This window comes from Streptomyces macrosporus, from assembly GCF_039533145.1.
Classification (GTDB): domain Bacteria; phylum Actinomycetota; class Actinomycetes; order Streptomycetales; family Streptomycetaceae; genus Streptomyces; species Streptomyces macrosporus.
The window spans coordinates 25,534-50,347 of sequence record NZ_BAAASZ010000007.1 but is presented as its reverse complement, the minus strand read 5'-3'; the positions used below and the strand labels follow the sequence as shown (position 1 = coordinate 50,347).

At 75.5% G+C, this 24,814-nt stretch carries 22 protein-coding genes; 9 read left to right on the top strand and 13 right to left on the bottom strand.

Annotated elements, in window-relative coordinates; all coding sequences use genetic code 11:
* Positions 1-185: 185 nt before the first annotated feature.
* The 6 genes from ABD335_RS04570 to ABD335_RS04545 all read right to left on the bottom strand — a co-directional run bounded on the left by ABD335_RS04570 (position 186) and on the right by ABD335_RS04545 (position 6,913).
* Complete coding sequence (locus tag ABD335_RS04570; protein WP_344320765.1) at positions 186-1,835, bottom strand: FAD-dependent oxidoreductase; 1,650 nt, start codon at positions 1,833-1,835, stop codon at positions 186-188.
* 17 nt (positions 1,836-1,852) lie between these two features.
* The gene (locus ABD335_RS04565; RefSeq protein WP_344320764.1) at positions 1,853-2,767 is read right to left on the bottom strand and encodes an AurF N-oxygenase family protein; all 915 of its coding nucleotides are present in this window, start codon (positions 2,765-2,767) and stop codon (positions 1,853-1,855) included.
* A gap of 539 nt (positions 2,768-3,306) precedes the next feature.
* Positions 3,307-3,924 (bottom strand): Rv1733c family protein, encoded by a 618-nt coding sequence (locus tag ABD335_RS04560; protein ID WP_344320763.1) that lies wholly within the window; start codon positions 3,922-3,924, stop codon positions 3,307-3,309.
* An 86-nt stretch (positions 3,925-4,010) separates the two neighbouring features.
* A complete protein-coding gene (locus ABD335_RS04555) occupies positions 4,011-4,796 on the bottom strand; it encodes a rod shape-determining protein (RefSeq protein WP_344320762.1) in 786 nt (261 codons plus the stop codon).
* 283 nt (positions 4,797-5,079) lie between these two features.
* Complete coding sequence (locus ABD335_RS04550) at positions 5,080-5,397, bottom strand: molecular chaperone DnaK (RefSeq protein ID WP_344320761.1); 318 nt, start codon at positions 5,395-5,397, stop codon at positions 5,080-5,082.
* 253 nt (positions 5,398-5,650) lie between these two features.
* On the bottom strand, positions 5,651-6,913 hold the full coding sequence (locus ABD335_RS04545; RefSeq protein WP_344320760.1) for an NAD(P)/FAD-dependent oxidoreductase: 1,263 nt from the start codon (positions 6,911-6,913) through the stop codon (positions 5,651-5,653).
* Positions 6,914-7,144: 231 nt separating this feature from the next.
* Between ABD335_RS04545 and ABD335_RS04540 the strand changes: the two genes are divergently transcribed.
* The 4 genes from ABD335_RS04540 (at position 7,145) to ABD335_RS04525 (ending at position 11,198) form a co-directional block, all read left to right on the top strand.
* Positions 7,145-8,740 carry a helix-turn-helix domain-containing protein gene (locus ABD335_RS04540; RefSeq protein ID WP_344320759.1) on the top strand — a complete coding sequence of 532 codons (1,596 nt, stop codon included), beginning with the start codon at positions 7,145-7,147 and terminating at the stop codon, positions 8,738-8,740.
* A gap of 357 nt (positions 8,741-9,097) precedes the next feature.
* Entirely contained in the window at positions 9,098-9,424 is a 327-nt protein-coding gene (locus ABD335_RS04535; RefSeq protein WP_344320758.1) for a TraR/DksA C4-type zinc finger protein, read from the top strand.
* Positions 9,425-9,661: 237 nt separating this feature from the next.
* Positions 9,662-10,483 carry a rod shape-determining protein gene (locus tag ABD335_RS04530; RefSeq protein WP_344320757.1) on the top strand — a complete coding sequence of 274 codons (822 nt, stop codon included), beginning with the start codon at positions 9,662-9,664 and terminating at the stop codon, positions 10,481-10,483.
* Between the two features lie 94 nt (positions 10,484-10,577).
* Complete coding sequence (locus ABD335_RS04525; protein WP_344320756.1) at positions 10,578-11,198, top strand: Rv1733c family protein; 621 nt, start codon at positions 10,578-10,580, stop codon at positions 11,196-11,198.
* Between the two features lie 55 nt (positions 11,199-11,253).
* On the opposite strand, the gene ABD335_RS04520 is transcribed toward ABD335_RS04525, so the two are convergent.
* From ABD335_RS04520 to ABD335_RS04510, 3 genes are read right to left on the bottom strand one after another with little or no spacing between them, the layout of a single operon-like run.
* On the bottom strand, positions 11,254-12,123 hold the full coding sequence (locus ABD335_RS04520) for a 5-oxoprolinase subunit C family protein (RefSeq protein ID WP_344320755.1): 870 nt from the start codon (positions 12,121-12,123) through the stop codon (positions 11,254-11,256).
* Complete coding sequence (locus ABD335_RS04515) at positions 12,116-12,793, bottom strand: 5-oxoprolinase subunit B family protein (RefSeq protein ID WP_344320754.1); 678 nt, start codon at positions 12,791-12,793, stop codon at positions 12,116-12,118. The genes ABD335_RS04520 and ABD335_RS04515 overlap by 8 nt, the downstream gene beginning before the upstream one ends.
* On the bottom strand, positions 12,790-13,560 hold the full coding sequence (locus ABD335_RS04510; RefSeq protein WP_344320753.1) for a LamB/YcsF family protein: 771 nt from the start codon (positions 13,558-13,560) through the stop codon (positions 12,790-12,792). Before ABD335_RS04510 ends, ABD335_RS04515 begins: the two co-directional genes overlap by 4 nt.
* A 535-nt stretch (positions 13,561-14,095) precedes the next feature.
* Between ABD335_RS04510 and ABD335_RS04505 the strand changes: the two genes are divergently transcribed.
* The 5 genes from ABD335_RS04505 to ABD335_RS04485 all read left to right on the top strand — a co-directional run bounded on the left by ABD335_RS04505 (position 14,096) and on the right by ABD335_RS04485 (position 20,685).
* Positions 14,096-15,547 carry an FAD-binding oxidoreductase gene (locus ABD335_RS04505; RefSeq protein ID WP_344320752.1) on the top strand — a complete coding sequence of 484 codons (1,452 nt, stop codon included), beginning with the start codon at positions 14,096-14,098 and terminating at the stop codon, positions 15,545-15,547.
* A gap of 5 nt (positions 15,548-15,552) precedes the next feature.
* The gene (locus ABD335_RS04500) at positions 15,553-16,791 is read left to right on the top strand and encodes an FAD-binding oxidoreductase (RefSeq protein WP_344320751.1); all 1,239 of its coding nucleotides are present in this window, start codon (positions 15,553-15,555) and stop codon (positions 16,789-16,791) included.
* A gap of 71 nt (positions 16,792-16,862) precedes the next feature.
* On the top strand, positions 16,863-18,194 hold the full coding sequence (locus ABD335_RS04495; RefSeq protein WP_344320750.1) for a (Fe-S)-binding protein: 1,332 nt from the start codon (positions 16,863-16,865) through the stop codon (positions 18,192-18,194).
* A gap of 32 nt (positions 18,195-18,226) precedes the next feature.
* On the top strand, positions 18,227-19,897 hold the full coding sequence (locus ABD335_RS04490) for an L-lactate permease (protein WP_344320749.1): 1,671 nt from the start codon (positions 18,227-18,229) through the stop codon (positions 19,895-19,897).
* Positions 19,898-20,190: 293 nt separating this feature from the next.
* The gene (locus ABD335_RS04485; RefSeq protein ID WP_425583546.1) at positions 20,191-20,685 is read left to right on the top strand and encodes an ATP-binding protein; all 495 of its coding nucleotides are present in this window, start codon (positions 20,191-20,193) and stop codon (positions 20,683-20,685) included.
* 70 nt (positions 20,686-20,755) lie between these two features.
* Here the strand turns inward: ABD335_RS04485 and ABD335_RS04480 are convergent, their stop codons facing one another.
* From ABD335_RS04480 to ABD335_RS04465, 4 genes are all read right to left on the bottom strand, one after another.
* Positions 20,756-21,979: a cytochrome P450 gene (locus tag ABD335_RS04480; protein ID WP_344320747.1), complete on the bottom strand. Its 1,224-nt coding sequence runs from the start codon at positions 21,977-21,979 to the stop codon at positions 20,756-20,758.
* A 435-nt stretch (positions 21,980-22,414) separates the two neighbouring features.
* Entirely contained in the window at positions 22,415-22,615 is a 201-nt protein-coding gene (locus tag ABD335_RS04475) for a ferredoxin (RefSeq protein WP_344320746.1), read from the bottom strand.
* A gap of 30 nt (positions 22,616-22,645) precedes the next feature.
* On the bottom strand, positions 22,646-23,329 hold the full coding sequence (locus ABD335_RS04470) for a TetR/AcrR family transcriptional regulator (protein ID WP_344320745.1): 684 nt from the start codon (positions 23,327-23,329) through the stop codon (positions 22,646-22,648).
* 2 nt (positions 23,330-23,331) lie between these two features.
* Positions 23,332-24,504: a cytochrome P450 gene (locus tag ABD335_RS04465; RefSeq protein WP_344320869.1), complete on the bottom strand. Its 1,173-nt coding sequence runs from the start codon at positions 24,502-24,504 to the stop codon at positions 23,332-23,334.
* Between the last annotated feature and the right edge of the window lie 310 nt (positions 24,505-24,814).

Genomic DNA, 24,814 nt, shown 5'->3' with positions numbered 1-24,814 from the left:
AAACCCACCCCGCCTCCGTACGGCACGGGGGACGGTGGTCACACCGCCCCAGGGGCACCGCGGACCGGGCGCCACCACGAGGCGCGGCACCGGCCCCGCCCGCGCGGATTCCGTGCGATCGGGGAGGCGGTGACGACGCTCCCCCGCGGGACCCGGGCCGAGCCGCCGGCTCGGAGCGGGCGATTTCAGCGCGGCAGCCACCGACGGCCGCCCTTGGCCGCCGCCACCAGCTCCCGGCTCGTGGCCAGTTTGACCCGCGGCCGGCCCTCCCGGCGGCCTCGGGCCACCTCGGTCCGGTCGATCGCGGCCAGGCCGCGGGCGTCGACCAGCCGGCGGCTGCGGCGCCGCGCGAGCCGGTGGAAGGCCCGCGCCCCACCCGTCGGCGCGGGCAGGGCGCCGTCGAGGGCGTCGCGGAGCAGCGTGCCGACCGTCTCGGCGGCGCAGACGCGGTTGGCGCCGATGCCGCCCGAGGGCCCGCGCTTGATCCAGCCGACGACGTACGTTCCCGGCCGGCCGGTCACACGGCCGGCCTCGTGCGGGACGGTGCCGGTGGCCTCGTCGAAGGGCAGCCCGGCGACCGGCACGCCGCGGTGACCGACCGCCCGCAGCACCATGCCGGCCGGTATCTCCGTCTCCCCCGCGGCTCCCGTCGTGCGTACGGCGCGGACGCCCTCGTCGCCGAGCAGCTCCACGGGCGCGGAGTGGAAGCGGAGCACGATGCGCCGCCCCGGCGCGGGCGGGCGCGTCCAGTCCACCCGCTCGCGGGCGACGCCCCGCAGCACCGCGGCCTTGTCCTTGGGCCCGGCGGCGTCGATGCTCGCCCCGGTGCGGGGATCGTGGTCGTCCACGACCACCCGCACGCCGGACAGGTGGGTGAGGGCGAGCAGTTCGGGTCTGGTGTACGCCGCGTCCTCGGGGCCGCGGCGCCCGAGGACCACCACCTCGCGCACCCTGCCGGCGTGCAGCGCCCGGAGCGCGTGGTCGGCGATGTCGGTGCCGGCCAGCGCCTCCGGGTCGGTGACCAGGATCCGGGCGACGTCGAGGGCGACGTTGCCGTTGCCGACCACGACCACCCGCTCGGCGGACGGGTCGACCGCGTCCGGCGCGACCTCCGGGTGGGCGTTGTACCAGGCGACGAACGTGGCGGCGGAGACGCTCCCGGGCAGGTCCTCGCCCGGGATGCCGAGGCGGCGGTCGGCGGGGGCCCCGACGGCGTAGACGACCGCGTCGTGGTGTGCGGCGAGTTCCTCCGGGGTGATGTCCTCGCCCACCTCCAGACCGAGGTACATCCGCACCCGCGGGTGCACGTGCAACCGGGCGAAGGTGTCCCCGACCTTCCTGGTCGCGGGGTGGTCCGGCGCCACGCCGTACCGTACGAGGCCGCCGGCCGCCGGTACCCGGTCGACGAGCGTCACCTCGGCGTTGGTGTGCAGCAGCAGGTCTTCGGCGGTGTACATGCCGGCCGGGCCGGTGCCGACGACGGCGATCCTCAGCGGCGCGAAGTCGGACGGCAGGGTGCGCTCGAACGTCGGCTTCCCCCACGCGTGGAAGTTCGGTCCGTCGCCGACCGGTTCGGGCTCCTTGTCCTCGAAGTACGCGGCGTTGAGGGCGGCGTACTCCCGCTGTGCCTCGGAGAGGCCGTCCGCCGGGAGGATCGCGTCCACCGGGCAGGCGTCGGCGCAGGCCCCGCAGTCGATGCAGGACCTCGGGTCGATGTACAGCATCTCCGTGCTGCCGAAGTCCCGTTCCTCCGGGGTCGGGTGGATGCAGTTGACCGGGCAGGCGGCGACGCAGGTGGCGTCGCCGCAGCAGTTCTGGGTGATGACGTAGGCCATGTCGCGCTCGCCCGGGGTCAGATCAGGTTGGCGCGCTTGTAGAACACGAGCGCCGGCTTGGTGAGCAGACGGGCGGAGGCCAGGAACTCCATGAGGCCCGAACAGCTCGACCGCATCATGGCCTTGTGGTGCTCGTTGGCCCTCGCCTCCCGGACGGCGCGCTTCTCGTCGAGCCCGGCCCTGGAGTAGACCTTCCTGTTCACCATGCTGGTGACGATGACGTAGGACGCGACCGCGATCACGAAGGCGTTGACCTGGCGGCGGAGGAACCCGGCGCCCGCGAGGCGCTTGCGCGTCTCGTCACGGGCGAACTTCATGTGCCGGGACTCCTCGACGACGTGGATGTTGTTGATGGTGCGGACGAACGGCACGACCCGCTCGTCGCGCATCCAGTCGCGCTGCATGACGTCGAGGACCTCCTCCGCCACCAGGATCGCCGCGTACGCCACCTCGCCGAACGCGAGCGTCTTGAAGGCCCGGCCGAGTTCCAGCGCGATCCGGTGCGGCCGGTAGTGGGGGGCCTCCAGCTTCGCGGCACCGCGGGCGAACATGATCGAGTGCCGGCACTCCTCGGCGATCTCCGTCAGGGCCCACTGGAACTCGGGGTCGGTGGGGTTCTTCGTGTAGATGTCGCGCAGCACCATCTGTTGGAGGATCATCTCGAACCAGATGCCGGTACTGGCCACCGAGGCGGCCTCCTGCCGCGTCAGTTCCTTGCGCTGCTCCTCGGTCATCTCGTTCCAGTACGCCGTGCCGTAGAGGGTGCTCCACTCCGGGCTCGCGCCGTGGAAGTCCTTGTCCAGCGGCGTCTCCCAGTCCACCTCCGTGGCCGGGTCGTACGCCAGCTTCGCGGCCGAGTCGAGCAGCCGTCGGGCGACATCGTGTTCCTGGGACCGGTCCTGCGTCTTCGGCCGAACGGTGCTGCTGGCCATGGTGCGCTCCTCGAAGCGTGTGCGACGTTCCTGGTTCGCCGTTGGGTCGAGGGCGGCTGCGGTGCCGTCGGTCGGCCCTCGTGCCCGATGGATCGCGGAGGGTCGCCCCCGCGCTTGTTAGACAGACTGTAAATCAAGGGTTCCGTCCGGGCTACCCCCGAGTAAGGAATCCGATCGACCGGGTTCCCGCGGCACCGGTCGCCAACACCGGTCACCGGCGGGCGAGTTGAGCCGGTGGTTCGGTCGGCGGTTCGGTCGACCGTTCCGGATCAGGGGGCGCGGCCCGACCTTCGGGGCCGCCGAGCTCCGGGAAGCGGTGCGCCGCCGCGTCGACGGCCACGCCGCGCACGAGGATCGCGGCGACCGGCACGATGCCGGCGGCCGCCGAGCGGGGGCGTCGCCGAGGCCGCCCGCGAGACGGGGAGCGGGGTGCGCGCCGGTTCCGCGCACCCGGCCGCGCACCCCGCCTCGGTCCGTGCCGTCCGGCGCCACCGGGCCCCGCCGTTCGCACGGGGGCCGGAACCGGCCGGGCCCCGGGGTCAGGGCGAGGCGGTCCAGCGGGGAGCGGTCCTCGCCCACGCCTCGTCCCACTCCGCCGCGCGGCGTCGGTCGAGGACGCGCCGGGCGAGGGCGTAGGCGGCCCCGCCCGCGACGGCGACGCCGATGGCGGCCAGGAGCGCCCAGCCGGTGGCGCTGCTGCGGATTTCGTCGGAGGTCATCGGGGGCTCGGCGAGGTCGCCGGCGCCGTCGATCCACACCCGGACGGTGTCGCCGGCGACCTGGCCGGAGCGCACGCCGGTGGTGGCGGTGCGGGTGGTGCCGTCGGGCGCGGTGTACCGCACGAGGGCCGGGTGGCGGCCCTCCTCGGCGGTGCGGGAGTCGGACGCGGGGTGCTCCGCGGCGTCGCGGACCAGCACGGCCGTGACCTGGCGTCCGGTGCGGGCCTGCTCGGAGGCGACGTGTTCCAGCGAACGGTGCGCGGCCCCGCCGGCCGCCAGTGCGGCCGGCGGGGCGGCCGCCGCGACGGCGACGGCGAGGATCAGGCCGATCCATGCCTCCAGCAGGTCCGTGGGCCGGCGTAGGGGGTTGCGCCGCCACCGCCATCCCCACCGGGACCGGGCGGGCGGTGGCTGGGCTTGCGGTATCAGATTGGTCACGTCGCCCTCCTTCGACGTCGTCGGGCCCGACGGGTGGTCAGGGCCGTGGGCGCCCGGTGGACGGACGGGCCGGGCGCGGTGGGTGGTCAGCGGGGGTGCCGCAGCGCGGAGCGCAGGACTTCGGCGGCGCCGCGCAGTGCCGCGGTGTGCGGCTGGGGGGCGGGGTGGATGGGTGTGTCCAGCCGCAGGGAGAGCTGGTAGGTCACCTCCGGGCGCAGTGCGCCGCCACCGCCCAGCAGCGGACCGCGCTCCAGGGCGTCGACGAGGTGCGGCACGAGGCTGCCGCGCAGCATGTCGGTGACCATCGCGGCGATCTCGGCGACGAGCCCGCGGGGGGTGGTGGTGTCGAGGTCGCTGGTGCCCAGGGCGGTCCTGCGAGCCGCGCTCACCGTGCCGTCGACCAACAGCGCCACCTCGGTGAGGTGGGCGCCGAGGTCCACCACCAGCAGCGGACGGGACAGGTCGGCCCGGGCGCCCAGGGCGATGGCCCGGGCGCTCTCGACGGGCAGCACGGTGCGGGGGCGCAACACCTCCAGCGCCTCGGTCGCGGCGGTGTGGTGGCGCCGGTCGCTGAGGACGGGCGTGGTGAAGGCGACCACGGGGCGGGTGAAGCGGGGGATGCGGCCGCCCAGCAGGCGCTCCACCATCCGGGCGGTGCCGTCGGCGTCGACGATGGTGCCGCGCCGGATGGGGTGGGTGACCCTGCTGTCGGGGAAGGCCACGGTGGGCACGTCGATGATGCCGCGGCGGCCCTGGGTCCAGGCGCGGGTGCGGGTGCTGCCCAGGTCGATGGCGACGCCCGGGCACAGTCGGCACGCCGGCCACGTGGGGAAGCGGTGGGCGGAGGTCGCCACGGATTCGGTGTCGGTCACCGTTCCGCCTCCCTGACCCGGTGGCGGCGCGCGGGGTGGCGGTCTCGTTCCGTCCGCTCCGGGACGGCCGCCACGCCGTCGAGGACCGTGCGGGCCGAGACGGCCGGTCGGACGGGGAGCCGGCGCCGCTCGCGCGGGCTCCCGCACGGCACGGTCGGGTCCACTGGGGTCGGGCCCGCGTTGTCGGGGACGACCTGCTGGTTCACGGCTTCACCCTCCACAGGGCGCACGAGGTGAGGAGGCTCCGGCTGGCACGGGGTACTGCGGCGTGGGACGACGGCGGTCAGCCGAGCCGCTGTCGGCAGGCGACGCGGCGGCGCGCGTACGGCGGGGTGTCCGTCCGCTCGGCGGGGACGGGCCCGGCGCAGCCCCGGCGGGTGCTGCCGTGGGCGCCGCCGTCCGGGTGCGCGAAAGCGGCGTCGATGTCCTCGATGTCCTCCCGTACCCGCTGCGCGGCGGCCCTCTGCGCGGTCGTCAGGGCGTCGTCCGGCACCGCGAGCCGGGCGAGGCGGGAGGCACGCTCGTGCTCCGGGCGCTCACGTGCCTCGCGCACGGTCGTGCCGCCCGGGCGCGGGCCGGGGCGGGTGGTGTCAAGCGACATCGATGCGGTCCTTGTCCGGAGGGCCGGCGTGGGCAGCGGCGCGACGGGCCGCCGGCTGTCGCTCCCCACCTTGGCCGAGCACCCGGCCCACGGCCATCGGTGGCAGGCCCCATTTCCGCCGGCGCGCGGGATGTACGCGACCGGGCGGCCGGCCCGACGGGCGCCTCGCGCATGGGCCCCGGTCCCCACCGGGCCGGCCGCGGAGCGCGGGTGGCGCGACCGGCGGCCACCCGCGCTCCGCGGCGGAGGACCGTCACCGCAGCGGGTCGAACGGCGCCAGCTCCGCGGGTTCGCGGCCGGTGGCCACCCGCTCCGCGAGCAGCCGGCCCGTGACGGGCCCCAGGGTGATGCCCCACATGCCGTGGCCGCCCGCGGCGAAGACCCGCGGGGAGCGGGTGGCGCCGATCAGCGGCAGGCCGTCGACGGTGCAGGGACGGGAGCCGACCCACTCGTCCCGGCGTGCGTCCAGGTCGGCGCCGTGGAGCAGCGGCCGCGCGGCGTCGACGATGGCCTTGATCCTGCGGCCGTCCAGTGGGGCGTCGGGGTGGCGGAACTCCATCATCCCGGCGACCCGCAGCCGATCGCCCAGCGGTGTGCAGGCGACCCGCTGGGCGGGGAAGTAGACCGGTCCGGCCGGCGGCTTCTCCACCGGGACGCTGAAGCTGTAGCCGCGGCCTGCCTGCACGATGCGGCGGATGCCGAACTTCCGGCCCAGCTCGCCGAGCCGGACGCCGCCGGCCAGGACCACCGCGTCGAACCGCTCGGACGCGCCGCCGGAGAGCACGATCTCCACGCCGGCGGCACGGTCGTGCACGGCGGCCACCTTCGCGCCGGTGCGGATCTCGCCGCCGCGGGCGCGGACGGAGTCGGCCAGCGCGTGCACGAACGCGCCGGGGTCGATGTAGCGCTGTCCGTGCAGGCGGATCGCCGCGCCGATGTTCCGCGACAGGGCCGGCTCCGCCTCGCGGGCCTCCTCCCCGTCGAGGACGTCGAAGTCGATCTCCTGGCCCGCGGCACGGATGTGCGCGAGCTCCTCCAGCAGGGTGGTGCGCTCCCGCGCGGTGCGGTACGCCGCCAGGAAGGACTTGGCCTCGACGGTGGGCGTCGCCACGCCGCCCCGGGCGAGGAGATCGAACGCCGGCAGGGCCAGCCGGTTGACGGGGACGAGCGCGCCCATCGCCTTCCGCCACCGGGCGGTGGTGCTGTGGCGGGCGAAACCGGTCAGGAACCTGACCAGGCTCGGGTTGGCGCTGGGCGGGACGTACACCGGCGAGGCGGGGCTGAACACCGCGCGCAGCCCGTACCTGAGCACGGCGGGTTCGGGCAGCGGGGTGGCCAGGCCGGGGGTCAGCCATCCGGCGTTCCCCAGCGACGCCCCGGCGGCCACACCCCCGCGGTCGTACACCGTGACCTCCACCCCGTGGTCCTGCAGGAACCAGGCGGTGGACAGTCCGACCATCCCCGCGCCGACGACGGCGACACGATCCGGGCGAGCACCGGAGACAAAGGAAGCCATGGCGGAAGCCTCTCCTCTCGATCACGACCCTCCGATCATGTGGCCGGCGGGCCCGTCCGTCTTTGTGCCGGCCGGCCCATCGGGGCGACGGAGGTGGTCCGGTGCGCACAACGGGACGCGCGCAGCGGGGACAGGGCACGATGAGGCCATGCGCATCTCCTCCACATCCCGCCCGGTGGGCCGTGCCGCGATGGACGACGCCCACTTCCAGGCAGCCGACCGGGGCCTGCCGTGATCACCGTCGTCGACCTCGTGGAGTCCCTGGGGGCGGGGCTGCTCCGGATCGTCGCCCCGGGTCGGGGCGGGGACGTCCACGACGTCGTCCTGGCCGAGCCGGGCGACGGCACGGGACAGCCCGGCGAACTCGTCCTCGGCACCGGCCTGACCGGCCCGGAAGCGGCCGTCGCCCTGCTGGAGCGGGCGGCGGCGTCCAAGGCGTCGGGCGTCGTGGTGAAGCACCCCCTGGCCACGGACCCCGACGTCCTGCGCGCCGCCCACGGTGCGGGCCCGGCGCTCGTCGAACTCCAGCCGCACACCTCCTGGACGCATCTGGTGTGGCTGCTGCGGGGCATCCTCGACCGCGCGTCGGCCCCGGGCGCGCCGGGCCCGGAGACCCCGGGGATGCACGGCGACCTGTTCGCGCTGGCCGACGCCGCGGCGAAGATCGCCGACGCCCCGGTGACGATCGAGGACGCGCACTCCAGGGTCCTCGCCTACTCCACCCCCCAGGACGCGACCGACGCCGCGCGGATGTCGACCATCGTGGGGCGGCGCGTGCCCCCGCACCTCCTCGCCCACTACCGCGCGGCCGGGGTCTTCCGCGAACTGGCCCGCTCCGACGACCCCGTCCTGGCCCCCGCGGGACCGGACGGCACCCTGCCGAGGCTGGTCGTCCCGGTGCGGGCCGGAGGCGAGTGGCTCGGCTCCATCTGGGTGGTGGTCCGCGGGCCCGTGCCGGCCGACCGCGTCCGCGAACTCGCCGACACCGCGTCCGTCGTCGCCCTCCACCTGCTCCGCCTGCGGGCGGAGGCCGACCTCACGCGGCGGCTGACGGCCGGGGCCCTGCGTGCGGTGCTGCGCGGTGTCCGGGACCCCGCCGACCCCACCGCCACGGCGCCCGTGCTCCCCGCGGGGCCGTGGCGCGTGGTGCGGCTGATGGACACCGTCGACACGGCGGACGCGCGGCTGCGGTTGGAGGTGTGGGAGTCGATCGCGCGGCGGTTCGGATGGCACCAGCCCCTGCTCGCCCCCCTCGACGGCCTGCTGTTCGGCGTGGTCACCGACCCTCCGCCGGACAGGCGGCCGCCGGGCGCGGCCGACGAGCCCGGCTCGCTGGCCTGGCTGCGGCACGTGCTCGCCCGGATGCGTTCGCACGGCTCCGGCCCGCGAGCGGCCGTCGGCGGGCTCGCGCACTCCCGGGCCGAACTGCCGCGCTCGCGGACCGAGGCCGTCGAACTCGGCCGGCTGCTCGCCGCCGGACGAGTGACGCCGGAACCCCGGGCCGACGGGCTGGTCGTGCTGGAGGACGCCTGGGACGCCATCGTGATCGAACGGGCCCGCGCCGCGGTCGCGACCGCGGCCACCCTGCCCGGCAGCCCCCTGGCGGCCCTCCAGGCCCATGACCGGGCCCACGGCACCCGCTACCTGCCCACCCTCAGGGCCTGGCTGGACCACTACGGCGATCCCCAGCAGGCCGCCCACGCCCTGCGGGTCCACCCCAACACCCTGCGGTACCGGCTGCGCAAACTCGACGCCATAGCCCCCGTGGACCTCACCTCGCCGCGGATGCGCCTCGCCCTGCGGCTGCAACTCGCCGCCTGGGAGTGACGGAAGCCCCGGCCCGCGCCGCGCGACGAACCGACGGGGCCGCGACGGGCCGACGACGGGCCTCCGGGCGACCCGTCTCGCGCCCGTCGCCGGGACGCGGGCGCGGAACGCGCCCCGGCGGGGCGCGGCGACCGTCCGGGTTCCGATCAGGACCGTTTCCCGAACCGTCTACACCCTGGGGCCGGCCGGAAATGGGTGCTGCACCCGATGGCCCCCGCCCCACGGCCCGACCAGGGTGGGGGCCGGTGGTTCCGCTCGCCGCGGCGGGCCGCGCGCGGCCGTGGGAGCACCCCGCCGCGGCGACGCGGCGGAACCCCGCCCCCGTCCCGCACGGCCCCCCGGAAGGACCCGCACTCGATGTCGCTCGACACGACCCGCTCGGCGTCCCGCGCCGAACGCCTCACCGCGTACGAAGCCCGCCAGCGCCTCGGACAGGAGCGCGCCTCGCGCCTCGCCCAGCTCGACGCGATCAAGGAGACCGGCCACGAGGAGACCGACCGCCTCATGGCCGCGCAGAAGAGCGCCGTCCTGGACGTGTTGAAGGAGATCGACGCCGCCTTCGACCGGGTGGCCGACGGCAGCTACGGAACCTGCCAGGGGTGCGGCAAGCCCATACCGGTCGAGCGGCTGGAGATCCTGCCGTACACGCGCTGCTGCGTCACCTGCCTGCGCCGCACCGCCTGACGGCCGACGGACCGCCCCCGCCACCCGCCCCGCCCAGCCCTGTCAAAGGGGTCACCTCGTGAACGACCAGGCCGCCGACGCCCGCACCGCGGCCCCCTCCCCGCAGACCCTCGCGGCGCTCCGCGGGAGCCCGCGGGAACAGCACCGCCTCCGCCGGAAGCCGCCTCGCCGGACCGCGGAACTCCCACCGGTCCGAACGGACCGCGCCCGCCGCCGGCGGGCCGGGAAGGCCGGACGGTGACCGTGGACCGCCCCCGCCCCTCCCCGCCCGGAGGACACGGCGCGCCGTCGGCGCGCCACCTGCGTTCGGGCATCGCGCTCGACCTCGGCAGCGCGCGGACCCGGGCCTGGGTACCCGGCTGGGGACTCCTCCTCGACGCGCCCACCCGGACCTCCTCCGACCCCGACGCCTCACGCCCCCTCCGGCAGGGCGCCATCGTCGATCCCGAGGGAACCGCCCGGATGCTCGAACACCTGCTGGGCCGTCACCTCCCCCGCTCCGAAGGTCTCCCGTTCGCCCTCACCACGCCCGTCCTGGGCGGCATCCCCTACCGGGAGGCGGCCCTGGCGGCGCTGCGGGTGCTGCGGCCCCGCACCGTCGTGACCGTCCCCACCGCCAAGGCCATCGCGCTGGGCGCCCACGCCGACCTGTCCCACCCCCTGGTCATCGTGGACGTCGGCGCCCAGGTCACCGAGGTCTTCCTGCTCGTCGACGGCGCGGTCGCGGACGCCCACCGCGCCGCGCTGGGCACCGACGACCTCGACGGCGCCGCCACCCACCACGAACTCGCCGAGGCGGTGGCCGCCATGGTGGCCGACACGGTCGGACCGGACCGCACCCCACAGGCCACGGACGCCCTGCAGCACGGCGTGCTCCTGGCCGGCGGCGGCGCCCTGCGTCCCGAGGTCCCCCGCCGTCTCGCCAAGCGGTTGAGCGTGCCCATCCAGCCGATCCCCGCGCCCCACACCGCCGCCGTGCGCGGCGCCGCCCAATTCCTCCAGGCCGCCCACGGGCGTCCTCCGGCCACCGGCGTCGCCGCCCTCCCCCGGCAGCGGTGACCCACGACGCGCGGCCACCGGCACGACTCTCGGCCCCCGCCGCCCCGGCGGGCGCCCAGGCTCCCCCTCCCCCGGCACCGGAAAGAGAGGCGACATGACCGACGGGACACCGCGGGCCCAGCCCCCGCCCGCACCACGCCCACCGCGGTGGTGGCGGTGGCGGCGCAATCCCCTGCGCCGCCCCATCGACCTGCACCGCGTCCGGACCGCCCTGGCCCTGACCGTGACCGTACTGGCCGCGGCGCCCACCGCCGCGCTGCTGGTGGGCGACGCCGTACACCGCTCGCTGGAGCGGACCGCCCACGAGCAGGCCCGATCGCTGCACCGCGGCACGGCCGTCCTGCTGCACGACGTTCCCCGTCACCTCGAACCCGGCTCGGAGGAGGCCCGGCACGTCCGCTACCCGGCCACGGTCCGCTTCACCGACCGCACCGGACGGACGCGCACCGCCGGCACCGAGGTACCGCCCGGTCTGCCCGCGGGGACCACCGTCCAGGTGTGGAGCGACGACGAGGGACGTCTCGCCGATCCGCCCCTGACGGCCGGACAGGTCCGGGACCGCGCCACGGCCTGGGCCGTCGCGACCGGCGCGGGGGTGGTCCTCACCGGTGCGGTCGCGTACGCGGCGATCGACCGTGTGCTGAAACGGCGAGCCCTGGACCGGTGGGAGAAGGCGTGGGCCGACACGGCGCCCCGCTGGACGACCTCCGCATGACGGCCCTCCGCCGCGCCGGCCGCGCGACGGGGGACGGGCCCGGTCCGAAGGACGCTCAGCGCCGCGCCGGCACGAACCGCAGCCGCGTCCCCGGCACCGCCTGGGCCGCCGCCCACAGGTGCTCCTCCGGTACGACGCCGATCACCGGATAGCCCCCGGTGACCGGGTGGTCGGCCAGGAAGACGACGGGCCGGCCGTCCGGCGGGACCTGTACGGAGCCGAGGACCATGCCCTCGCTGGGCAGCTCGTCCGCCCGCGCGCGCTCCAGCGCCGGCCCCTCCGTCCGCAGGCCGATCCGGTTGCTCGCGGTGGAGACCGTGTAGACGCCGCGGCCGAGGGCGGCCCGTGCCCGCGGCGTGAACCAGTCGTGGCGGGGGCCGAGGACGACCGGCAGCACCAGCTCGGCCGGCGGCCCCGGCCAGGGGATGGCGTCGGCGCCGCACGACCGGCCCCGCGGTGTGCCGAGCGGGAGGACGTCGCCGACGGACAACGGCGCCGGCCCGAGCCCGGACAGCAGGTCCGTCGAGCGGCTGCCGAGCACGGGCTCCACCGCCACGCCGCCGGCGAAGGCCACGTACGAGCGCAGCCCGGCGGCGGCCCGGCCGACGTCCAGCACCGCGCCCGCGGGCACCCGCACCGGCGCCCCCCACGCCGCGGGCCGCCCGTCCACGCGCACGGCGCAGGGCGCGCCCGTCACGGCGACCGTGACGGGCGACAGCGGCCGCAGCGCGGTGCCGTCGACCGTGGTCTCCAGGGTCGCCGCCTCGGCGGCGTTGCCGACGAGGCGGTTCGCCATCCGATGCGCGGGGGCGTCGAGCGCGCCGGAGCGGGGCACGCCGAGGTGGGCGTGGCCCGTGCGGCCGAGGTCCTGAACGGTCGTCAGCGCGCCGGGCCGTACGACCTCCACGCGGAGCCGGTCACTCACGGGCGTCCGCTCCCCCGCCGGAACGGGCGGCACCGGCGGCGCCCCCGGCGTCCTCGGCACCCTCCACGACGAAGCGGACCCGCGTCCCCGGCGACAGCAGGGCCGCCGGCTCGCGCGCCGGGTCCCAGAGCACCGTGTCCGTACGGCCGATGAGCTGCCAGCCGCCCGGCGAGGAGCGCGGGTAGACGCCCGCGTACTCCCCGGCGAGCGCGACGGACCCCGCCGGCACGGCGGTGCGGGGCGTGGCGCGCCGGGGCACCCGGTAGCGCTCCGGCAACCCCGTCAGATAGCCGAAGCCGGGGGCGAAACCGCAGAACGCCACCCGGAAGCGGATCCCGCCGACGATGTCCGGCACCTCCTCGGGCCGCACGCCCCACATGCCGGCGACCTCCGCCAGGTCGGGCCCGTCGTAGCGGACGGGAACGCGCAGTTCGGGGCCCGACTCCGCGGTGAGCGGCGGCACGTCCCAGCGGACCAGGTCCGCGGCGAGCGCGCCCGGGTCGGCCAGGCCGTCGAGGAGCACGGTCCGCGCGGCGGGCACGACCTCCCGTACCGGCGGCAGCGTGCCCGCGGCGCGGCGCCGCAGCACCTCGGCGTGGAGCGCCTCCGCCTCGGCGCCGCTGTCGACCTCGACGAGCAGTGCGTGCCGGCCCACGGGCAGCACCCTCACGCGAACGCCTCCAGGGCGACCCCGGCCGCGACCAGTTCGCGCCGCACGCGCTCGGCGAGTCCGGCCGCGCCCGGTGTGTCGCCGTGCAGGCACAGCGACCGGGCCGGGACGGCGACCCGCTCCCCCGTCGCGGCGGTGACGACGCGCTCGACCGCCATGCTCAGGGAGCGCGCCACGACCTCGTCGGGGTCCTCCACGACCGCTCCGGGCTCGGTGCGCGGTACGAGGGTGCCCCGCGCGGTGTACGCGCGGTCGGCGAACGCCTCGGGCACCACGGGGAGTCCGGCGGCGGCCGCCGCCTCGTGCAGCCGCGAGCCGGGCAGGCCGAGCACGGGCAGCCGCCGTTCGCCGCCCGCCAGGAGCGTCCCCTCGACGACCGCCGCGGCCTGTTCCGCGTCGTGCACGGTGCGGTTGTAGAGGGCGCCGTGCGGCTTCACATAGGCCACCCGCGCGCCGGCGGCCCGCGCGAAGACCTCCAACGCCCCGATCTGGTAGGCGATCTCGTCGGCCAGTTCGCGTCGCGGCACGTCCATGGAGCGCCGGCCGAAGCCCGCGAGGTCCCGGTAGGAGACCTGGGCCCCGATCCGCACGCCGCGCTCGGCGGCGAGTTCGCACACCCGGCGCATGGTCGAGGGGTCGCCGGCGTGGAAGCCGCAGGCGACGTTGGCGCTGGTGACCACGGACAGCAGGCGTTCGTCGTCGGTCAGGCTCCAGCGGCCGAAACCCTCGCCGAGGTCGGCGTTGAGGTCGATCACGAGAGCGGTCATGGGGATCCGTTCGTTGTGCGGGGCTCCGGGGCGGCACCGGAGCGGCCGGTCGTCGCGTGACACGACCTTCTCACACCCTGCCGAACCGTCTGGAAGCACAACACAAAGGGCTGTTCAACCATCCTACAAGAGGTGTGTCGCCCCTCCGCCGCCGGTGAGACTCCCGGTCGTCGAACCACGTCCGGCGCCCGGGCGGAGCGGGGAGGGATGCCGTGGCCGACGGGACGGAGCACCGCGTCGAAGAGGCGTCGGGGGGATGGCGAGGACCGAAGGAGCCGGGCCCCGCGGGCGTCGACCGACTCCTCCACGCATCACCCCGTCGTCGGATCGTCGAACGGTCTCCCGGCCTCCGTCCGTGCCGTCCGGCGCTCCCCGTTCCTCGCCCGGTCCGCGGGGAATCCGACCGTGACGAAGCATTGACGCACAGGCACAGTCCCCCTAGCTTCCGTATCGCGGTCACCGATTTCCAAATCATGGAAAAACCATGGAAAAGCAGGTCGGGGACCGCGGTTCCGTCACGGATCGGGGAGGCCCCGTGATCGACACTGCCCTTCGCCGCGCGTTCCAAGCCGCCCTGGGACCGGACGCCGTGCTCGACGACCCCCTGCAACTCCGCACGTACGAGTGCGACGGGCTCACGGGATTCCGTCGGGTGCCGGCGCTGGTCCTCCTGCCCCGCGACACCGAGGAGGTGGCCGCGGCCGTCTCGCTGTGCGCCGAGGCGGGCGTCCCCTTCGTCGCCCGGGGAGCCGGAACCGGGCTCTCCGGTGGCGCGGTGCCCGTCGCGCAGGGGGTCGTCGTCTCCCTCGCCCGGATGCGGCGGGTCCTGGAGTTCGACCCGGAGGACCGGCGGACGGTCGTCGAGCCCGGCGTCACCAACGCCGAGATCTCCCGGCTGGCGGCACCGCACGGCCTCCACTACGCGCCGGACCCGTCGAGCCAGGTGGTGTGCACCATCGGGGGCAACGTCGCGGAGAACTCCGGCGGCGCGCACTGCGTGAAGTACGGGTTCACCGTCCACCACGTCCACGCGCTGCGGGTGGTGCTCCCGGACGGCTCGACCGTCCGTCTCGGCGGGGACGCGCCGGAGACCGCCGGACCCGACCTGCGCGGCCTGTTCATCGGCTCCGAGGGCACGTTGGGCATCGCCACCGAGATCACCGTGCGGCTGCTGCGCTCCCCCGAGGGCGTGCGCACGCTGGTCGCCGACTTCCCCACCGCGAGGCAGGCCGGCGACGCGGTCGGCGAGATCATGGCGGCGGGGATCGTCCCCGCCGCCGTGGAGATGCTGGACGCGTTGGCGATCGAGGCGTGCGAGGCCGCCGTCGGCGCCGGCTACACCCGGGGCACCGCCGCGGCCCTGGTGGTGGAGCTCGACGGCCTCGACGAGGAGTGCGAGGAGCAGTTCCGGGACGTCGTCGCCGTCTGCCGGAGGCAGGGCACCACGAAGATCCGCGTCGCCGCGGACGCGCGGGAGCGCGCCCTCGTCTGGAAGGGGCGCAAGGCCGCCTTCGCCGCGATGGGACGGATCAGCCCGGACTACTTCGTCCAGGACGGCGTCGTGCCGCGCACCCGGCTCGCCGAGGCGCTCGACCGCATCGCCGAGATGTCGAAGGCCCGGGGTCTGCGCGTGGCCAACGTCTTCCACGCCGGCGACGGCAACCTGCACCCCCTGGTCCTCTTCGACGAGAAGGCCGGTGAGACCGAGCGCGCGGAGCGCCTGTCGCGGGACATCGCGGAGATGTGCGTGGAGTTGGGCGGATCGCTCAGCGGCGAGCACGGCATCGGCCTGGACAAGGCGTGCTCGATGCCGCGCATGTTCGGCGAGGACGACCTCGCCGCCATGGAACGGCTGCGGAAGGCGTTCGACCCCGACGGCCTGTCCAACCCCGGCAAGGTCCTGCCCACGCCCCGGCTGTGCGGTGAGCCGCCGGGCCGGTACCGGCCGCACCCCCTGGAGACGGCCGGCGTCGTCGAGAGGTGGTGAGGGCGGTGGCGGACGACTCCTCGGCCGCGGTGCGCCCCGGCGCGTCCCCGGCCCCGAGGTCCGGCGGCGTCCGGTCGGTCGTACGGCCGGAGAGCCTGGCCGAGGCGGTCGACGCCGTGCGGGCGGCGGCCGCGGCCGACCGGGCCCTGCTGTTCACGGGCGCGGGCTCCGCGCTCTCCTGGGGGGCGCCTCCGAGGCGGACCGACGTCGTGCTGGAGACGACCGGGCTGAACCGTGTGCTCGACCACGCCGCCGCCGACCTGACGGTCCGCGTCCAGGCCGGCATGTCCCTGGAGGAGCTCCAGCGGCTGCTCGCCCCCTCCCGCCAGTGGCTGCCGTTCGACCCGCCGGCGGCCTCCTCGGGCGCGACCCTGGGCGGACTGCTGGCGTGCGCGGACGCCGGTCCCCGACAGCCGGCCTTCGGCAGCCTGCGGGATCTGGTGATCGGCGCGACGCTGGTCCTGGCGGACGGGTCCGTCGTCCGCACGGGCGGACGGGTCATCAAGAACGTGGCGGGCTACGACCTGGCGAAGCTGTTCGCCGGTTCGCTCGGCGCCTTCGGCCTCGTGGCCGAGCTGACGCTGCGTGTGCATCCCCGCCCACGGGCGACCGCGACCCTGGCCGTCCCCGTGGCGGGGCCCGAGGGGGCGCTCACGGCCGCCCGTGCCGCGCTGCGCTCGCCGCTGGAGCCCGTCGCGGCGGAGTGGGACGGCGCGCACCGGCTGCTGCTCCGCTTCCACGGCACGCCGGGCGGCGTCGAGGCCCGGCTGCGGCTCGCCGCCGCGGTGCCCGAACTCGCCGGCGCGCGGCCGATCGGCGACGAGGCGGAGCAGGCGGACGTCTGGGCCGCGCAGGCCCGGCTCGTGAACGGCGACGAGGGCGACACGGTGCTGCGCGCCGGTGTCCGCCCCGCGCACCTGCCGGATCTGGTGCGGTCCCTGGAGGAGTGCGCCCGGCGCGACGGGGTCGAGGCCACCGCGTGCGGCAGCGTCGCCATCGGGGTGCTCACCGTGCGGCTGCGGGGCGGGGACGCCGCCTCGCACGCGGCGTGCCTCACCGACTGGCGCCGGACCGTCCACGCCCTCGGCGGCACGGTGACGCTGCGCAGACGCCGCGAGGGCGTCGACGCGCTCGCCGACGCCTGGGGCCCCGCCCCCTCCGCCCTTCCCGTACTGCGCGCCCTCAAGCGGCGGTTCGACCCCGCCGACCGGTGCGCGCCCGGCCGCTTCGCTCCCTGGTTCTGACGCGCCACGCCCTCCCCCCGCCCGGCTCCGGGCCCGCCCCGCGAGCCGGAACACTCTCGTGAGGAGCATCCGTGACCCCCCATCGACACGAGGAGAACACCCCGCCCGCACCGTCCCCCGAAGGCTTCGACGGACACCGCCCGCCGTCCCCGGAAATCGTCTCGGACTGTGTCCACTGCGGCTTCTGCCTGCCGGCCTGCCCCACCTACGCGCTGACCGGCGAGGAGATGAACTCGCCACGCGGCCGCATCTACCAGATCAAGCTGATCGGCGAGGGGCAGGAGCCCCTGAACGCCGCGGCCGTGAGCCACTTCGACGCCTGCCTCGGCTGCATGGCCTGTGTGACCGCGTGCCCGTCCGGGGTGCGGTACGACCGGCTCATCGAGCGCGTGCGCCCGCAGATCGACCGCAACTGGGCCCGCACACCGACCGATCGGCTCTTCCGGGGCCTGATCTTCCGCCTCTTCCCCCACCCGCGGCGGCTGCGTCTCGCCGCCCTGTTCGGCGCGCTGTACCAGCGGCTGCGGATACGCGACGTGCTCGCCGGGACCGGCGTCCTGGCGCGGCTGCCCGCGCGGCTGCGTGCCCTGGAGGGGCTGCTGCCCGACGTGCGGCTGCGTTCCGCCCTGCGGCGCCTCCCCGACCGCACGCCCGCCCTCGGCACCGTCCGGCGCACCGTGGGCCTGGTCACCGGATGCGTCCAGCAGGTGTTCTTCGCGCACGTCAACGAGGCGACGGTGCGTGTGCTCACCGCCGAGGGGTGCGAGGTCCTGGCGCCCCGCGCGCAGGGGTGCTGCGGCGCGCTCAGCGGGCACGCGGGACGCGAGGAGGAGGCCCTGGACCGCGCCCGGAGGCTCGTGGACACCTTCGACCCGCTCGACGTCGACGTGATCGTGACCAATGTGGCCGGCTGCGGCTCGTCCCTCAAGGAGTACGGGCGGCTGCTGGCCGACGACCCCGACTACCGGGAGCGGGCGGCCGCGTTCGCGGCGAAGGTGCGGGACGTCTCCGAGTTGCTGGCCGAACTGACGCCGGTGGCGCCCCGCCACCCGGTGCCGGCGCGGGTGGCGTACCACGACGCGTGCCACCTCGCCCACGCCCAGGGCGTCCGGGACGAGCCCCGCGCCGTGCTGCGCGCCGTGCCGGAGCTGGACCTCGTCGACATCCCCGAGGCCGACATGTGCTGCGGTTCCGCCGGCGTCTACAACCTCGTCCAGCCGGAGACGGCCGAGCGGCTCGGCCGCCGCAAGGCCGAGAACGTCCTGGCCGCCGAGCCCGAGGCGGTGGTGACGGCCAACCCCGGCTGCCTGCTGCAGATCGGCAGGCACCTCGGCCCCGACCTGCCCGTGCTGCACCCGGTCCAGATCGTCGACGCCGCCATCCGAGGCGTCCGTCCCTGGTGAGCCCCGGCCCCCCGACGCACCTGGAGGCTTCCGTGTTCAGACCCGAACCGGCTCCCCTGGGCGGCTCGCTCGCCTGGTCGGCTCTCGTCGCGACACTGCCCCTGATCGTGTTCTTCGTCCTGCTCGGCGTGGTGCGCCTGAAGGCCCACTGGTCCGGGCTCGCCGCCCTCGCCACGTCCGTGGCGATCGCCGTCGCCGTGTACGGGATGCCCGCCGGCCAGGCCCTCAACGCGGCCGCCGAGGGCGCCGTGTTCGGGCTGTTCCCGATCATGTGGATCGTGGTCAACGCCCTGTGGATCTACCGGATGACGGTGGACACGGGGGACTTCGAGGTGCTGCGCCGCTCCTTCGCCAGGATCTCCGACGACCAGCGTCTCCAGGCGATCATCGTGGCCTTCTGCTTCGGTGCCCTGCTGGAGGCCCTGGCCGGCTTCGGCGCACCGGTGGCCATCACCTCGGTCATGCTCATCGCCCTCGGTTTCCGGCCGTTCTCGGCGGCCACCGTGGCCCTGCTCGCCAACACCGCCCCCGTGGCGTTCGGGGCGATGGGCACCCCGGTGATCACCCTCGCCCGGTTGACGGGCCTGCCGCTGGACGCCGTCTCCTCCACCGTCGGACGGCAGACCCCGGTGCTCGCCCTCTTCGTGCCGCTGCTGCTCGTCTTCCTGGTCGACGGCCGCCGGGGGGTGCGGGAGACGTGGCTGCCGGCCGTCGTCTGCGGAACGGCCTTCGCCCTGGCGCAGTTCGCCTGCTCCAACCACCTCTCCGTGGAACTGACGGACATCGTCGCCGCGCTCGCCGCCCTGGGCGCCACGGTCCTGACCATGCGTGCGACGGGGATCGGCGTGCCCGATCCCGCCGGCCGCCCGCGGACCGCGCCGATCACCGCGGGCGGGAGCGGGGAGACGGACCCCGCCGGCCCGGAACGGTCGGAGGGCGTCCCGGAGGAGCGGGACCGTCCCGGCGCCGCCGTCCGGGCGTACGCGCCCTACCTCGTCATCATCGCGGTCTTCGCCGTGACCCAACTCCCCGCCGTGAAGACGTTGCTGGCCCACGGCACGGTCGCCTTCCCGTGGCCCGGCCTGCACGTCGCCGACCCGGTCACCGGGGAGCCCGTCAAGGCCACGGTCTACACGTTCAACTGGCTGCCCGCCACCGGAACGCTCCTGCTGCTCAGCGGGTTGATCACGGCGGCCGCGCTGGCCGTGCGCCCGGCCGTGGCGGCGCGCGCGTACGTCGGCACCCTGCGACAGTTGCGGTGGGCGATCCTCACCGTGGCCTCGGTCCTGGCGCTCGCCTACGTGATGAACCTGTCCGGCGAGACGAACACGATCGGACGCTGGGTCGCCGCGGCGGGCACCGGCCTGGTCTTCCTCTCCCCCGTGCTGGGCTGGCTGGGCGTCGCCGTCACCGGGTCCGACACCTCCGCGAACGCCCTGTTCGGCGTCCTCCAGGTGACCGCCGCCAGGAGTTCCGGGCTCAGTCCCGAGCTGTTGGCGTCCGCCAACAGCTCGGGGGGCGTCCTCGGCAAGATGATCTCCCCGCAGAATTTGGCCATCGCCGCGGCCGCGACCGGTCTCGGCGGCCGGGAGTCCGAGCTGTTCCGCAAGGTCCTGGGCTGGAGCCTCCTGTTGCTGCTGATGATGTGCTGTCTCGTCGCCCTGCAGTCGACACCGCTGCTCGGGTGGATGCTGCCGACCTGACGCCCCGAGCCGGTGCTCCCGGCGCCCGTGCGCGACTTCCGCGCACGGGCGCGGACGGGCGGGGACGGGCGTGGTGGACGGGCGCACCCGCGGGAACCACCGGCGTCGACCACACCCGCCATCGGTACTCTCGCCGGTTTCGCGCGGCACGGCGGAAGAACCTCGACCGACCGCCCCGCACGGGCGGGAGGTCCGGCGGACCGGTTCGCGGGACGTCGCGTCATGGGGCCCGCCCACCGCGGGTACACGGTGGGCGGTGATTCGGGAAAGGGGTTCTTGTGTCCGAGTCCTCGATGCGAGCGGTGGGATGGGCCCGGTCGATACCGGTGGCCAGCGAGGTGAGAGCGGCACGGCAGTGGGCGCGCGAACACCTGGAGTCGCTCGGGTGGACGACGACGGCGCCGGAGACGGTGGACGCGGTGCTGCTGACCGTCTCGGAGTTGGTGACGAACGCGCACGTGCACGCCCACAGCACCGCGCAGTTGGTGCTGGTGTGGGACGACCGGTGCCTCCACGTGTGTGTGCACGACTCCTCCGCCAACCTGCCCGCGCCCCGGTCGCCGAGCACCGAACGCACCTCCGGGCGCGGCATGTTCCTGGTCGACGCCCTCGCCGACACGTGGGAGGCCCACCCCTGCACGGACGGAAAGACCGTCATCGCCTGCTTCCGTCCGCCCGACCGGCCCACCCGCACGCCCGACGAACCCGGCGAGCCCGACGGCCCCGAACAGGCCGCCACGCCCACCGGCGAGGTCCGGGAAGGCGAGGTGCGGGAAGGGGCCGACTGAGCGCGGGGGGGGGCGGCCCGGTCCGGTCCGCGCGGAGGGCCGAGGTCCCGTCCCACCTCTCGGGGCGGGGCTACCAGGCCACCGGCAGTTCGTGGACGCCGTAGACGAACCCGTCGTGCTTGAACGGGATGTCCTCGAAGTCCGCCGCCGGTCTCAGCCCGGGCACACGGCGGTAGAGGGTGCGGTAGACGACCTCCAACTCCAGCCGGGCGAGGGTCTGTCCGAGGCACTGGTGGACGCCGAAGCCGAACGCGACGTGGTGGCGCGCCCCACGGGTGATGTCGAGGCGGTCGGGGTCGGGGAAGGCGTCGGGGTCGCGGTTGGCGATCTCGTTGGGCAACACCAGCCCCTCGCCGGCGCGCACCCGCCGGCCGGCGATCTCCATGTCCTCCAGCGCGACGCGGCGGCGCCCGCCGTGGGCGATGCTGAGGTAGCGCAGCGTCTCCTCGACGGCCCGGGTCGCCACGGCGGGGTCGTCGGAGTCGCGCAGCAGGGCCAGTTGGTCGGGGTTGCGCAGCAGGAGCAGCGTGCCGAGCGCGATCATGTTGGCGGTGGTCTCGTGTCCGGCGATGAGCAGCAGCACGGCCGTCGCGGTGGCCTGGTCCGCCGTCAGCTCACCGGCCCTGATCCTGTGGCCGAGCCCGGACAGCAGGTCGTCGCCGGGGTCCTCCAGCTTGGCGGCGACGAGTCCGCCCAGGTACCGGGCGAGTCGTCCGAACGCCTCGTCCCGCTGCGCCGGGGTGGTGCCGCGGCTGATGATCGTCCTGCTGTTGTGCTGGAAGAAGCCGTGGTCCGCGTAGGGGACGCCGAGGAGTTCGCAGATCACCAGCGACGGGACCGGCAGCGCGAACGCCTCCACGAGGTCCGTCGGGTTCGGCCCGTCGAGCAGGTCGTCGACCGCGTCGTCGACGATCCGCCGCACCATCGGCCGCATCGCCTCGACCTTCTTCACCGCGAAGGCGGAGCCGACCATGCGCCGCAGCCGGGCGTGCTCGGGGTCGTCCATGCCGATGAAGCTCAAGGTGGCGTTGCCGCCGGGGGCCTGGCGCGGATAGGCGGGGTGGGTCATGTCGGCGCTGACGCGGGGGTCGGTGAGCACGGCGCGCTGGTCGGCGTGGCGGGTGACCAGCCAGGGGGTGCTGCCGTCCCACAGCCGCACCCGCGTCAGCGGTGTCTCGCGCTGGAGGTCGCGCAGCGCGGGCGGCGGGTCGAAGGGGCACCCCCGCGCCCTGGGCATGGGGTACTCGGGCACTTCGGCCGTGCTCTCGGCGGCCGGGTCCGACGTCCTGGTCATGGTCGTCCTTCCGGTGGGGGTGGTGTGGAACGTCCCGGTGGTCGTGCCGGGGCCGTGTCGGAACTCCGCGTCCTCGGACACCGCCGCGGTCAGCGCGCCCCGTGAGGTCGCGCGGTGCCACGAGGTGGTGTTGCCGGTGCCGGCGCGCCTGCTTGGGCATGTTCCAGCCGACCACGCCGACGGTCTCGCCGTCGCGTTCGTAGCGGGCGACGAAGCGGCGGGAGGCGGTGTCGCCCTCCACCACGGTCACCTCCGCGTCGGTGGCGGGCGGTGCGCAGCGCGGCGCGCAGGGCGAGCGCGTCCTCCAGGGAGCGCAGCACGTGCACGCCGCCCAGCCCGGCCTGGCCGGGCAGGAGCGCGGTCGCGCCCCGGTCGCCACCACGACGGCGTCGGCGGACAGGACGAGGCCGACGACGAGCACGCTCGCGGGCGTGCTCACGTCCGCTCGCCCAGCGCGATCGCCGCGGCCGGGCAGACGTCGGCGGCCTCACGGACCGCGGCGTGCAGGTGCTCGGCGGGCTCCGGGTCCAGCAGGACCACCACGCCGTCCTCGTCGCGCTGGTCGAACACGTCCGGCGCGGCGAGCACGCAGGAACCGGCGCCGCAGCACCTGTCCTCGTCAACGGTGATCTTCACGTCTCGTACTCCTCGGTGTGTCGTTCCCGGTCACGCGCCGGTCGTGGTGACCGGCGCCGCCCACAGGCCGGTGATCGCGTCGATCAGACCGGCGGCGGTGTCCTCCCAGGTCCTCTCGTGCCGGTTCCTCTCGTGCGCGGGGCTCCCCTCGGCCAGGGCGCGCTCCCGCTCGGCGCAGACGTGGGACACGAGGTTGCGGGCCATGTCGCCGCGCTCCAGGCGGACGGACGGCGGCAGCGCGGGCAGGCACCGGTCGAGCCCGTCGAGGACCTGTTGGACGGGACGTGTGGCGAGCGCCTCGTCGAGGACGACCCGCCGCGGCACGGGGTCGGTCGTCACCTGCGCGCCGAAGCGGGCGAACCAGGTGGGGCCGCCCAGGGCTTCCAGGTGCTCGGTCAGCGGCCGCACCAGGCACGCCACCCAGTCGCGCACCTGCCCGTGGCCGCCTCTCCGGGCGCGCGTCTCCGCGATCATCCGGCTCCGCCTCCGCTCCATCGGCTCGGCGTGGCGCCGCACGACGGCACGCACCGGATCGGCCCTGGTGCCGAAGTGGTGGCCGACGGCGAAGTTGTTCCCCTGCCCCGCCGCCTCGCCGATCCGACGGTTGGACAGGGCGGAGATCCCGTGCTCGGCGAACAACCGCTCGGCCACGGCGAGGATCGACTCCCGCGTCGCCGGCGACCGCCCGTTCCGGCCGGTTCGCGTGTCCGCCACCGCTACCAGCGCACCGGCAGCGCGCGCAGTCCGCCCACGACGAGCCCGTCCACCCGCTCCAGCTCCCGGACGGGCACCGCGAGTTCCAGCCCGGGGAGCCGGCGCAGCAGCACGTCCAGCACGGCCCGCAGCTCGGTGCGGGCCAGCGACTGGCCCAGGCACGCGTGGGCGCCCGCGCCGAACGCCAGGTGGGCGTTGGGGGTGCGGCCCAGGTCCATCTCGTCCGCGTCGGCGAAGGCGCTCCCGTCGCGGTTGGCCGCGGCCAGACTGCACACCACGGTCGTGCCGCGCGGGATCACGGTGTCCCCGACCTCGGTGTCCTCGGTGATGTGGCGGGGGATGCCGAAGCCGGCGTCGGCGTCCGTCCGCAACGCCTCCTCGACCGCCGTGCGCACCAGCGACCGGTCGGCGAGCAGCGCCTCCCAGCGTCGCCGGTCGGCCAGCAGCATGCCGACCATCTTGCCGATCATGTTGGCGGTGGTCTCGTGCCCGGCGACCAGCAGACCCTGAGCGGTCGACAGCAGCACCTCGTCGGACATGACGTGGCCCGCCCCGGCGGCGGAGATCAGTTCGCCGATCAGATCGTCACCGGGGTCGTCGCGGGTCGCGGCGATGTGCTCCGACATGTAGGCGCGGAACTCCGCCTGCGCGACGTCGATCTCGGCCTGCGTGTAGCGGGTGAGGCTGAGCAGGGTGTCCGACCAGTGGGAGAACTTCTCCCGGTCGCTCTCCGGCACGCCGAGGATGTCGCAGATGACCCACACCGGCAGCGGGAACCCCAGGGCCGCCTTGAGGTCCGCGGGCGCGCCGCTCGCGACCATCTCGTCGATCAGCCGCTCGGCCATCGCCTCGATGCCCGGCCGCAGGGCGGTCATCCGCTTGGCCGTGAACCACGTGCCGACCATGCGCCGCCACTGCCGGTGGGTCTCCGCGCTCATCGGCCCGCCCAGGGCCCCGCCGAACACGCCGCCGGACTCGTTGGCCGTCACGCGGGCGGCGTCGGGGGCGTCGAGGTGGCGGCCGAACCGCGGGTCCGCCAGGACCTGCTTGACGTCCTCGTAGCGGGTCAGCAGCGCCGCCTCGTCGCCGCTGGGCAGTCTCACCCGCGCCACCGGGCGGTTCCGCCGCAGTTCGGCCCACTCGGTCGGGGCGTCCAGCGCGGCCGGGGCGGACATGGGGTAGTCGAGCACTCGGTCGGCGTCACGGTGTGCCACCGGACCTCCTCGTGTTGGTCGGTCGGCCCCCCGGATCAGCTAATCGACTTCCCCAGATTGAATCAAGTGACTGACTTAAAATCGCCGGTCATGGCCGAGTGTGATCGGCCTGTTTCCTTCCGTGACGGCATGGGCGGCGTCGACGGCGTCGATCATCGGCAGGGTCGCACCGCCGCACGGCGCGTGCACACCGGCGGAACCCGGCGGTCCACGGAGGAGCCCGCACCGTCGGGGACGGAACGGCCCCACCCGACGCCCCCGGACACGGCGT

Excerpts from the sequence above, each read along its gene's own strand:
- ABD335_RS04525 (WP_344320756.1), top strand. The coding sequence starts at position 10,578 with ATGACCGACGGGACACCGCGGGCCCAGCCCCCGCCCGCACCACGCCCA.
- ABD335_RS04480 (WP_344320747.1), bottom strand. The coding sequence starts at position 21,979 with ATGACCAGGACGTCGGACCCGGCCGCCGAGAGCACGGCCGAAGTGCCC.
- ABD335_RS04465 (WP_344320869.1), bottom strand. The coding sequence starts at position 24,504 with ATGTCCGCCCCGGCCGCGCTGGACGCCCCGACCGAGTGGGCCGAACTG.
- ABD335_RS04565 (WP_344320764.1), bottom strand. The coding sequence starts at position 2,767 with ATGGCCAGCAGCACCGTTCGGCCGAAGACGCAGGACCGGTCCCAGGAA.
- ABD335_RS04545 (WP_344320760.1), bottom strand. The coding sequence starts at position 6,913 with ATGGCTTCCTTTGTCTCCGGTGCTCGCCCGGATCGTGTCGCCGTCGTC.
- ABD335_RS04550 (WP_344320761.1), bottom strand. The coding sequence starts at position 5,397 with ATGTCGCTTGACACCACCCGCCCCGGCCCGCGCCCGGGCGGCACGACC.
- ABD335_RS04510 (WP_344320753.1), bottom strand. The coding sequence starts at position 13,560 with ATGACCGCTCTCGTGATCGACCTCAACGCCGACCTCGGCGAGGGTTTC.
- ABD335_RS04485 (WP_425583546.1), top strand. The coding sequence starts at position 20,191 with ATGCGAGCGGTGGGATGGGCCCGGTCGATACCGGTGGCCAGCGAGGTG.
- ABD335_RS04535 (WP_344320758.1), top strand. The coding sequence starts at position 9,098 with ATGTCGCTCGACACGACCCGCTCGGCGTCCCGCGCCGAACGCCTCACC.
- ABD335_RS04570 (WP_344320765.1), bottom strand. The coding sequence starts at position 1,835 with ATGGCCTACGTCATCACCCAGAACTGCTGCGGCGACGCCACCTGCGTC.